This window comes from Rubritalea sp. (assembly GCF_051252225.1).
GTDB lineage: Bacteria > Verrucomicrobiota > Verrucomicrobiia > Verrucomicrobiales > Akkermansiaceae > Rubritalea.
The window spans coordinates 19528-29831 of sequence record NZ_JBPOGE010000008.1 but is presented as its reverse complement, the minus strand read 5'-3'; the positions used below and the strand labels follow the sequence as shown (position 1 = coordinate 29831).

The following is a 10304-nucleotide window of genomic DNA, read 5'->3' as shown; positions in this document are numbered from 1 at the left end:
AGGATCTGTCAGCACGACGTTAGTGAGAGTCCGTTTAATGCCGATACCTTGTATAGTAGTCCTCACCATCGTCTCTAGCTTTGCCTGGCGACCCGCAGGAGGCGACCCCTCAACGTGGATACTTTGCTGAGCCTGAGCAGAGCCCCCCGACCAGAAGGAAATGAGTGCACAAGCGAAAACAAACCAAGAGACATTGGGTAAATACATATAAATAGAGGGTAGGCGGCTTTTCTGGGCGGGAATTAGGGGGAACTCAGAGGCCTAGACCCGAAGGAAGACTCACTCATCTAACGAAGCTTTAACGACACCTCCGTCTTACTTTGCTCAAGGTATTGAAATAAGCCTACATAACCAGTAATTTCTGCGTGTACTTTAATAACCAAGCCTCCAACGAACGCCTCCTTGTGAAAAAAAATTCAGAATCACCAAAGTTTCCTCCGGAAATCTTTTATTTTCTCCACTGACTCCAGTTATCAACTAGGCAAAAAGGACGCTCTCCCAGTTTCAACTCAATTCCTCCAGCGTTAGACTAGGGTCGACACCAGCGACTTCAACTGCTTGCCGAAACTATGTAACAATACTTTTAAATCACAGCCTCAAACTAAGGATCTAGTGGCCGTTAAGGCCGTGGGGGTTCGATTCCCCCCTCGAGCACCATTTGTTAAAAAGGCTTCCAGTTAATCTGGAAGCCTTTGTGGTTTATAGAAGTATTTTCTCCTCGAACCTATTAATAGAAAAGCCTCTCAACTTTCGCTGAGAGGCTCAAAAAAACGTTGGAGGGCACGCTAATTACTCGGGTTGGCAAGGGTTGCCATATTCCGCGTGATCTTGGATATGTGGCCAGACTTTACAATTTTCTGAACAATCTGTTTCGCCTCCCCATGCATTTGCATTTTTCCCACAGTCATTACTCACAGTATTACAACAAGAGCTTGCAGCTAGGGCAAAAGCTGCAGCGCACGCGCCTACTAATAATTTCGATATAGCCATGCTCCAAAATCTATCAGAATTATAAAAAGAATCAAGAAGCGTATTAACATACGCTCAATCATCTGATCATTTACCATCAAAATCCCTGAAAAACCCCTCGCTTTTCCCCCACTAGTCTCAGAGACTCAGCCACACTTATTATGTTTTTCCAAAATCTAGCACGCAAAAACGAGATCGGCGCCAACTGCTACCTCATCGAAACCAGCGACAGCACTATCGTGTTAGATTCTGGCATGCACCCAAAAGAAGAAGGCCTTCAGGCTCTCCCAGCTCACCACGAGATACCACCTTCCAGCGTAGATGCTATAGTCCTCAGTCATGCGCACCTCGATCATACGGGAACGATTCCTGTACTCATGCGCGACCAGCAAGATGCCCCACTTTACCTCACTCAAGCCACAGCTGACTTAGCAAAAGCATTACTTCATAATTCAGTGAATGTGATGCAACACAAGCGTCTCGAATTTGGCATCACTGAGTATCCACTCTACGGGCACCGTGAGCTAGACCGACTAGCCACCCGCTGGGAGCCACAAAAGTACGAAGAAAGTTGGAAAATCAACCGCGACACTGAACTCACCTTCTATGATGCTGGCCATATTCTTGGCTCTGCTGGAGTGATGATTGAATCTGATGAAAAGCGTATTTTCTACACAGGCGATATCCAATTTGAAGACCAGACTCTAATCACCGGCGCTAAATTCCCCGAGGAACACGTTGATGCATTAATTGTAGAAACGACCCGCGGCGCCGCCCCTCGTAAAGCTGACTATGACCGCGACAGAGAAGAACAAAAACTTCTAGATGCTATCTTAGACACACTTGAACGCGGAGGCTCAGCACTCATTCCTGTTTTCGCCATCGGTAAAACACAAGAAGTCCTGACGATGATTCAGAAATTTAAGCTGAGCGGCCAGCTCCCTGATAAAACCCCAGTTTACATGGGCGGCCTCAGCACAAAAATGACGATGATCTTCGATGATCTATCAGACTCTACCAGCCGTAAAGTCCCTGACTTTAAAATCCTGGAAGACATGGACCTGCAAACGGGTTCGAAAAAGCACAAAGGTGCCCCTATCACTTATCGCCCTGGCGCTATTTTCTGCCTTTCCAGCGGTATGATGTCTGAGAAAACCACTTCCAACATTTTTGCTCAGACCTTCATTTCTAATCCTAAGAATAGCCTACTCTTTGTCGGGTACGCCGACCCGGCATCACCAGGTGGAGTTATTCGCCAAACTAAGTTAGGTGACACCGTCAAGCTCTCGAAAGAACAGCCCGCAGTCGTACTTAATTGCCCAGTAGAGGTTTTTGATTTCTCTGGTCACGCCACTCGTGATGCCATTCTCGACTACATACTCAAGCTCACACCGAAACAAGTGTTCCTAGTCCATGGTGATCTGGCAGCAAGTGAATGGTTCCAGCAACAAATCACAAGTCGTCTTCCAGAAACAGAATGCGTCATACCTATACCAGGTAAGAAGTATTCATTGTAATTTCTCACATTTTAAACAAAGTTCTTCGGCCTTAGCGCTTATGCTACACGGTCTATAAAACCAACTACTAAAGCTTTCGTGCTTTAGATCTGAAAAATTCATGAAAAAACAACTAACTATCGCTGCTCTTGGCCTTGCATTCTCTGCAAGCTCTTTTGCTCAAGATAAGGCTGCAGAGGCAGGTACACCTGAACTCTCAGCTGAAACAGTTCGCACAGATTCTTCCTACTTCTTCGGCTACCAGAGTGCAGCACAACTCGCAAATGCCGGCCTTGTTGCTAGCGACTTTGACAAAGACAGCTTCTATGAAGGCTTTATAAGTGGCCTCACGAATGAAGAACCTAAGGTCAGCCAAGACGAAATCACAGCAGTCATGCAAGCTCTTCAAGTGAAGATTCAAGAGCGCGACAAGAAGCTCGGCGAAGAAAACTTGAAAAAGGAAGAAGCATTCCTTGCTGAAAATAAAAAGAAGGAAGGCGTCATCACAACAGATAGCGGCCTCCAGTACATCATTCTCGACAAAGGTGGTGACAAGAAATACGAGGCTCCAGCTGACGCACCGAACGGTGTAGACATGCAGTCCGAGTTCACAGTGAACTACAAAGGCACACTCATCGACGGCACAGAATTTGATGCATCTCCTGAAGGCGAGCCTGCCGACCTTACTCTCCAAGTTGTTCCAGGCTTCGGAGAAGCACTCAAGACAATGCCTATTGGCGCTAAGTGGAAACTATTCATCCCATCTAAGCTCGGTTACGGTGAGCGCCGCATGGGACCAGTTCTAGCACCTAACTCCACACTCATTTTTGAACTCGAGCTTAAGGACATCGGTAAGCGTGAAATGCCACAAGGAGGCATGCCTTTCCAACTTCCTGCTGGCGCTATGCCACAAGGCCATCCTGGCCAGTAAGCTCTAGTAGACTTCTCTAACAATCTTCAAAGCGCAGCCTCACAAGCTGCGCTTTTTTGCTTCTAAAAAAATCATACCAGCGCATATTTACGACTATGAACGTAACCTTTTACGGACACTCTTGTTTCTCTGTAGAGATCAATGGCTCTAAGATTTTGTTTGACCCATTCATTAGCCCAAACCCGAAAGCGGACGACATAAATATTGATAATATCGAGGCCGATTATGTCCTAGTTTCTCACGGTCACGAAGACCACGTAGCTGACGCTGAAGCAATTCTCAAACGCACCGGCGCCACCCTCATATCTAACTACGAAATCGTTTGTTGGTTCGGAGAAAAAGGGCTCAAGAACGCTCATCCACTCAATCACGGTGGCTCGGTCACCCTTCCATTTGGCAAAGTCAAATTCGTCAACGCGGTCCATTCCTCTGTACTACCAGACGGCAGCTATGGTGGAAACCCTGGCGGCTTTGTCATCGAATCAGATGAAGGAAACTTCTACTTCTCTGGTGATACAGCGCTCACTTACGACATGAAACTACTCGGTGAGTTCCACAAGCTCGACTGGGCAGTGCTCTGTGTCGGTGACAACTTTACTATGGGTTACGAAGATGCCGCAATCTGCGCCAATTGGATTGGAGTAAATAAAGTATTAGGCACCCACTTCGATACATTCCCATACATAGAAATCGATCACAGTGCTGCGATCGAACATTTCGCTAGTAAATCCATAGAGCTAACCCTTCTTCAGATTGGACAGACAGTCTCTCTCTAACATTTAATTATTATCATGAAAATCCGTACAGGCATCGGCTACGATGTCCACCAATTCGCTGAAGGCCGCAAATGTATTCTCGGTGGAGTTGATATTCCACACAGCGTCGGCCTACTCGGCCACTCAGACGCAGACGTGCTTTGCCACGCCATAGCAGATGCTATCCTGGGGGCACTAGGCCTACCTGACATTGGCTACTATTTCCCACCGCATGACGACTCTATTGAGGGCATTTGCTCCTTGGATATTCTAAAGAAATGCAAAGAGCTCGCAGACGAAAAAGGGGCTGACCTTCAAAACGTAGACTCAGCTCTCGTTGCCGAAGCTCCAAAAATTCTACCACACCTTTCAGAGATGAAAGCCAATATAGCTAATGCCCTGAATCTCGAACCAGAGGACATTGGAATCAAAGCGACTACTAACGAAACAATGGGCTTTGTTGGACGTAATGAAGGTATAGCAGCCATGGCTACATGCTGTCTTATTATCCAGAAGAGTTAATTCTATGTCTCAGCTCCGCATCAATGACTTGCCAGAAGAGGAACGCCCCCGAGAAAAACTCATAAAATGGGGGCCTCAGACGCTAAGCAATGCTGAGCTCATAGCTATTTTTTTAAGAGTTGGCGTTACCGGGAAGAGCGCCATCGAAGTGGCTCAAGAGTTACTAGAAACACATGGTAGCCTCCGCGCACTCGGCAGAGCCGACATTAAAGAAATAGCCAAACAACACGGAGTTGGCCCTGCAAAGGCTGCACAGATTGCTGCAGCGTTCGAACTTGGCCTCCGCTCTGCAAAAGAGGAAATGAACAAGGCCTCAGTCGCCTCACCTGAAGAAATCTACACACTCATGCGCCCCATGCTATTGCATCAGAGCTGTGAAAAAGTATTTCTATTGCTCGTTGATTCCAGACTAAAGCACGAGCGAACCATAGAACTCTCTCACGGCTCGCTCACTGAAAGCATCTGCCATCCACGAGATGTTCTCCACTACGCCCTACTCCACCAATCCTATGGCTTCATCCTCATTCACAACCACCCGAGTGGTGACCCCAGCCCTAGCGAAGCAGATAAACGAATGACACAAACCATTCACGATGCAGCCGAACTCATGCAGTTACGTTTTGTTGACCACGTAATCATTGGAGCTCCCACCCCCCAGCGAGACCCGTACTACTCATTTCGAGAACACGGCTTTTTCATCTAACATTACCTACACTATGATCCACCCTACCGCGATTATCCATCCCGATGCTGAAATCGGGAGTAACGTATCCATTGGCGCATTTTCAATAATCGATGCAGATGTGTCCATTGGAGACAACTGCACTATCGATCCTCATGTGTGGCTTACAGGTCTAACAACACTCGATGAAAACAACTTTGTTGGTTTCGGCTCACACATAGGCGGTACACCTCAAGATGTATCTTTTGATAAATCTATAAAATCCGGCGTGCAGATCGGCAAAGGAAACACCATCCGTGAACACGTTACCATTCACCGTAGCACTAGCGAAGGGGGCCTAACTACTCTTGCTGACAACAATATGCTAATGATCAATAGTCACTTAGCGCACGATGTACATGTTGGATCTAACAACAACCTAGCGAACAGTGTCCTTATCGCTGGCCATATTAACATCGGCAGCAACTGTTTCCTCGGAGGTGGTGCAGGCTTTCATCAATTCATAAAAATTGGCGACTACGCTATCTGCCAAGGCAATGCTGCAATCACCAAAGATATCCCTCCCTACTGCATGGCACACGGACAAAACCATTTGGCCGGCCTCAATGTCATTGGTCTACGACGAGCCGGATTCAACGCGGATCAACGTAAAGAAATAAAGTCAGTCTACAATCTCCTCTTTAAAAGCGGTCTAGGCATGACCGAAGCTCTACGTCAAGCTAGTGAAACGAATTGGTCACCTGAGACCCAACTACTCTTAGATGCAGCTAAGAACCCATCTCGTAAAGGCATCATGATGTAAACAGACGCTATTCACCCCCCTAAAAACAAAGCCACAGATTTTCTGTGGCTTTTCTTTGTATAAAAAACGGGCGAAGTTCGAAAACTTCGCCCGTTATAAAATAGTATCTGATTAACTCAAATTAGAAGCTAACAGAAAGGGAGAGACCACCGTAGAAACGGTTTTTCTCATCACTAGGTGCAAGTGGGCCGTGAGTATCGAGGCCACTTAGCTCCCAGCTGTACGCGAGGTACGGAGTGAGTGTTGCATTCTCTGAGATGTCGAGATCGTAAGAGACTGTTGTTGTGTTTTGGTTAAGCTTACCTTTTTCTGCGAGGTAACCAAGTGTGTTAGTGAGATCAACGCCTTCAAAGAAGAGATCTTCTTTGCCGAGAACGAGCTCAGTGTAACCATTGTTGTCACCTTCATCGCTGGAAAGTACACCAGATGCGTCGAAGAAGTAAGTAAGGCTGGAGTTAATTCCCCAACAGAAGTCTTTGCTAACACCAAGGTAAACTTCAGCTACGTCAGTAGAAGTACCGTGACCGTTGTCAGTATTGTACCAGATATAACCAGTAGTAAAACGTGCGAAACCGAAGTCTTTGCTCATCTCGAAGAAGAGGTCAAGTTCGTCTTCAGCTTGGTTAGTTGTACCGTTATCGTAAGAACCGTACCATGCGCCAGTAGCGAAATCCACACCCCAAGCGGACTTGGAAAGATTAATGCCAGCATCAACAAGGTCATCACCGAAGTATGCACCACGGAAGATGTAGTCCGATGAGTAGCCTGCGTAGATCTCACCTTCAAAAGAAGGCTCAACTTCTACGACATCTACAACAACAGGACCTGCGAAAGCAGCGCCAGAAAGAAGGGCACCACTGAGTAGGGATAATGTAGTTTTGTTATTCATAACGACCGTTAGGTAGCACATTCAACACTAAGGTAAAACAAAAAAATGACTTTTTTGTCACATAAGAAACAGCTCAGAAGGGAGACGCACCAATAGATTCTGGATGAACTCTTAAGACTCACTAACTAATAAATACTTACAAATGACCAACCTAGCTATCAGAGCCATAAGCTTCTTCCCCGTGATCATTAAGATCAAGCCCTTGATGCTCGACATCCGTATCAACGCGAAGACCACCACAGAGGACCTTCGCTACAACGAGACCAACAAATGCAGCAAGAGCACTCCAAACACCAGTGACGATGACACTCTTCGCCTGAACCCAGAACTGAGCAAAACCTCCGTCCACTCCATAACCTTCACGAATGAACACGCCTGTCAGAAGAGCCCCAACAATTCCACCCATGCCATGCACGCCAAACACATCCAAGCTATCATCATAGCCGAGCACATGCTTAAGCTTGGTAGCGGCGAAATAACAAACCAGAGATGAAATAGCCCCAATAGCCAACGCTCCAGGCACATCAGTAGAACCTGCAGCGGGTGTGATCGCCACCAAACCAGCAACAGCCCCCGTTGCCACGCCTACTGCGGTCGGCTTTTTAGATATGACCCATTCAAGAACCATCCAAACAACTAAGGCAGCAGCCGCTGCTATCTGAGTAGTTAGCATAGCCATGCCTGCGGAACCATTCGCAGCACCAGCAGATCCAGCATTAAAACCAAACCAGCCAACCCAAAGCAATGCAGCACCTATCAAAACGAAAGGAACATTGTGCGGCACAAATACTGGCCCAGGAAATCCCTTGCGCTTCCCAACCATGATACAAGCAATGAGTCCTGCAACCCCTGCATTGATGTGTACTACGTTACCACCGGCAAAATCTAGAGCATGCTCATGAGCTCCCATTAACCAGTTACCCTCTTCCCCGCCGTGGAAAAGTCCGCCACCCCACACCATGTGCCACATTGGTAGATAAGATAGTACTGTCCATATGAGAGTGAATATCAGAATCGCTGAGAATTTCATACGCTCAGCAAAAGCCCCTACTATTATAGCTGGGCTAATAATAATAAACGTCATCTGAAATGTCACCCACACCGACTCTGGTATAGTCCCACTTAGTAGCCCTTCCTTCATGTGGCTCAGAAAAACCAAAGAAGAATCCCAACCAAAGTAGGCATTACCACCTTCACCCGCAGCCACAGCATAACCAAAGACCACCCACAACAGAGACATAATGCCAGCCATAGCAAAACACTGAACAAAAATACTCAGCACATTCTTACTTCGCACCAAGCCGCCATAGAACAATGCCAAGCCCGGAAGACACATCAACAAAACCAATAAAGTTGATGTCAACATCCAAGCAGTATCCCCTGTATCAAGGGTAACCACTTCAGTCTCCTGCCCAAATAAAAATGAGGAACTCGTTAATAATAGTACCGCTGCTGACAGCGCCGTTTTCGTTCGTGTAGCGTTTGAATGCATGAGGTACCACCTAGCAAACTAATGAAACAAATTCATTATGAAAAATTTTATTTCGAGTCATCACCGAGTTGGCACAAAGAATGCTAAGCGAACTATGTTCACACTAAACTAAGTTGATGAAAACTACTAATAAGACACTACTCAAGATGATGCTCGCAGCGATACTCTCGCTATGTGCATTTACGACGGCTTCTGCTGATGGTTTCGATCCAATAGCTGAAGAAAATCAGGTTACTGTTGAAATGCTCGATTCCGAACACGATGACTACAGCGAAGGCTCTGTAGACATCGTTGGTAAAGAAGTATACAAATACATGCAATTTAACGGCAATGAAGGCCTTACTGAAACACAGATCTCAGCAGCTGAAGGCTACTTCGATCGTTATCTCGATCAGCCGTTTTTCGCACTATCTACAGTTTGGACACTCATCTGTGCCTTCCTTGTATTCATCATGCACCTCGGATTCGCCTCCATCGAATCTGGCATGTGTCAGCGCAAGAACACAGTAAACATCCTCTTCAAGAACATCTTCATCATCTGCTCAGGTCTTCTCCTGTACGCTGTATGGGGCTTCAATGCAATGTACCCTCTCGGTAACTGGAGCATTGATAACGTCTTCGCATTCGGCTCTGCACTCTCCATGTCAGGCAATGAAGGAAACGACCTTTCCTACGGCGGCACCGCACTCTGTCAGACAGGCTGGGCGGACTTCATCTTCCAGGCAATGTTCGCAGCAACAGCAGCAACAATCGTTTCTGGTGCAGTTGCAGAGCGCGTAAAGCTTGGATCATTCATGATCTTCGCAGTACTCCTTGTAGGCTTCGCATACCCAATCACTGGTGGTTGGAAGTGGGGTGAAGGCTGGCTCGACCAGAAGGGCTTCTACGACTTTGCTGGCTCTTCAGTAGTTCACGCCTTCGGTGGTTTTGCAGCTCTTGCATGTGTACTCATCCTCGGACCACGTACCGGCAAGTTCACCAAGTCTGGCGTCAGACCAATCCTTCCATCTAACCTTCCACTAGCCAACATTGGCGGACTCCTCCTCTGGTTCGGTTGGTTCGGATTCAACTGTGGCTCTGTTCTCTCTGCAGACCCAGCTAGCATCTCATACGTAGCAGTTACTACTTCATTCGGTGCTGCATCTGGCGGTCTTGCTGCGATCCTCATCTCATGGATCATCCTCAAGAAGCCTGACCTATCCATGGCAATCAACGGTGTCCTCGCTGGTCTCGTAGGTATTACAGCAGGTGCTGACCAACTCTCACTTCTCGGATCTAGCATCGCTGGTGCGATCGGTGGTGTGTTAGTAGTACTCGCAGTGATGTTCTTCGATAAACTCAAGATTGACGATCCAGTAGGAGCCATCTCCGTACACGGTGTAGTTGGCATCTGGGGAACACTCGCAGTAGGTCTCCCATTCCTCTGCCTTCCTGAAGCAGGTGCTCCATTCGGAGTTCAGCTCCTAGGAACACTCTCCATCGCAGCGTTCGCATTCACATTCTCCTTCATCGTATTCTTCATCATCAAGCTCATCATGGGTGTGCGTGTTGACGAACAAGAAGAACACGAAGGCCTCGACGTAGCTGAGCACGGTGTTCCAGCATACAACGACTCTGCTAACTAATATTTCTAAAAGTACTATATTGTGATAGTGTAAGGGAGAGGCTTCGGTCTCTCCCTTTTTCTTGTCTAAGATAACCACCCTCCCTTCTTTTCCCTTGTTCAAGCCATAGTCTCATGGCAATCCAGTGCTGCAATTAGAGCC

At 47.0% G+C, this 10304-nt stretch carries 9 protein-coding genes; 7 read left to right on the top strand and 2 right to left on the bottom strand.

The annotated features are described in order from the left end of the window. The first annotated feature begins 1130 nt into the window (after positions 1–1130). From ACSHX2_RS09470 to lpxA, 6 genes are all read left to right on the top strand, one after another. Complete coding sequence (locus ACSHX2_RS09470; protein ID WP_435692698.1) at positions 1131–2486, top strand: MBL fold metallo-hydrolase; 1356 nt, start codon at positions 1131–1133, stop codon at positions 2484–2486. Between the two features lie 100 nt (positions 2487–2586). Beyond that, positions 2587–3396 (top strand): FKBP-type peptidyl-prolyl cis-trans isomerase N-terminal domain-containing protein, encoded by an 810-nt coding sequence (locus tag ACSHX2_RS09465; protein ID WP_435692697.1) that lies wholly within the window; start codon positions 2587–2589, stop codon positions 3394–3396. Between the two features lie 95 nt (positions 3397–3491). Further along, positions 3492–4172, top strand: a complete 681-nt coding sequence (locus ACSHX2_RS09460) for a metal-dependent hydrolase (protein WP_435692696.1) — start codon at positions 3492–3494, stop codon at positions 4170–4172. A 15-nt stretch (positions 4173–4187) separates the two neighbouring features. Next, complete coding sequence (gene ispF / locus ACSHX2_RS09455) at positions 4188–4673, top strand: 2-C-methyl-D-erythritol 2,4-cyclodiphosphate synthase (RefSeq protein WP_435692695.1); 486 nt, start codon at positions 4188–4190, stop codon at positions 4671–4673. 4 nt (positions 4674–4677) lie between these two features. Continuing rightward, positions 4678–5376, top strand: coding sequence for a RadC family protein (gene radC, locus ACSHX2_RS09450; RefSeq protein ID WP_435692694.1), 699 nt, complete (start codon positions 4678–4680; stop codon positions 5374–5376). 13 nt (positions 5377–5389) lie between these two features. Further along, complete coding sequence (gene lpxA / locus ACSHX2_RS09445; protein ID WP_435692693.1) at positions 5390–6157, top strand: acyl-ACP--UDP-N-acetylglucosamine O-acyltransferase; 768 nt, start codon at positions 5390–5392, stop codon at positions 6155–6157. Positions 6158–6278: 121 nt separating this feature from the next. On the opposite strand, the gene ACSHX2_RS09440 is transcribed toward lpxA, so the two are convergent. Together ACSHX2_RS09440 and ACSHX2_RS09435 are read right to left on the bottom strand one after the other, a co-directional pair. After that, the gene (locus ACSHX2_RS09440) at positions 6279–7046 is read right to left on the bottom strand and encodes a hypothetical protein (RefSeq protein WP_435692692.1); all 768 of its coding nucleotides are present in this window, start codon (positions 7044–7046) and stop codon (positions 6279–6281) included. Positions 7047–7197: 151 nt separating this feature from the next. Beyond that, positions 7198–8538 carry an ammonium transporter gene (locus tag ACSHX2_RS09435; RefSeq protein ID WP_435692691.1) on the bottom strand — a complete coding sequence of 447 codons (1341 nt, stop codon included), beginning with the start codon at positions 8536–8538 and terminating at the stop codon, positions 7198–7200. Positions 8539–8654: 116 nt separating this feature from the next. Here ACSHX2_RS09435 and ACSHX2_RS09430 point away from each other — a divergent pair, with 116 nt between their 5' ends. Beyond that, positions 8655–10163, top strand: a complete 1509-nt coding sequence (locus ACSHX2_RS09430) for an ammonium transporter (protein ID WP_435692690.1) — start codon at positions 8655–8657, stop codon at positions 10161–10163. The last annotated feature ends 141 nt before the right edge of the window (positions 10164–10304 follow it).

What these genes read in the sequence shown, in the direction of transcription:
- ACSHX2_RS09470 (WP_435692698.1), top strand. Translation starts at nt 1,131, where the DNA reads ATGTTTTTCCAAAATCTAGCACGCAAAAACGAGATCGGCGCCAACTGC.
- ACSHX2_RS09465 (WP_435692697.1), top strand. Translation starts at nt 2,587, where the DNA reads ATGAAAAAACAACTAACTATCGCTGCTCTTGGCCTTGCATTCTCTGCA.
- ACSHX2_RS09460 (WP_435692696.1), top strand. Translation starts at nt 3,492, where the DNA reads ATGAACGTAACCTTTTACGGACACTCTTGTTTCTCTGTAGAGATCAAT.
- ispF (WP_435692695.1), top strand. Translation starts at nt 4,188, where the DNA reads ATGAAAATCCGTACAGGCATCGGCTACGATGTCCACCAATTCGCTGAA.
- radC (WP_435692694.1), top strand. Translation starts at nt 4,678, where the DNA reads ATGTCTCAGCTCCGCATCAATGACTTGCCAGAAGAGGAACGCCCCCGA.
- lpxA (WP_435692693.1), top strand. Translation starts at nt 5,390, where the DNA reads ATGATCCACCCTACCGCGATTATCCATCCCGATGCTGAAATCGGGAGT.
- ACSHX2_RS09440 (WP_435692692.1), bottom strand. Translation starts at nt 7,046, where the DNA reads ATGAATAACAAAACTACATTATCCCTACTCAGTGGTGCCCTTCTTTCT.
- ACSHX2_RS09435 (WP_435692691.1), bottom strand. Translation starts at nt 8,538, where the DNA reads ATGCATTCAAACGCTACACGAACGAAAACGGCGCTGTCAGCAGCGGTA.
- ACSHX2_RS09430 (WP_435692690.1), top strand. Translation starts at nt 8,655, where the DNA reads ATGAAAACTACTAATAAGACACTACTCAAGATGATGCTCGCAGCGATA.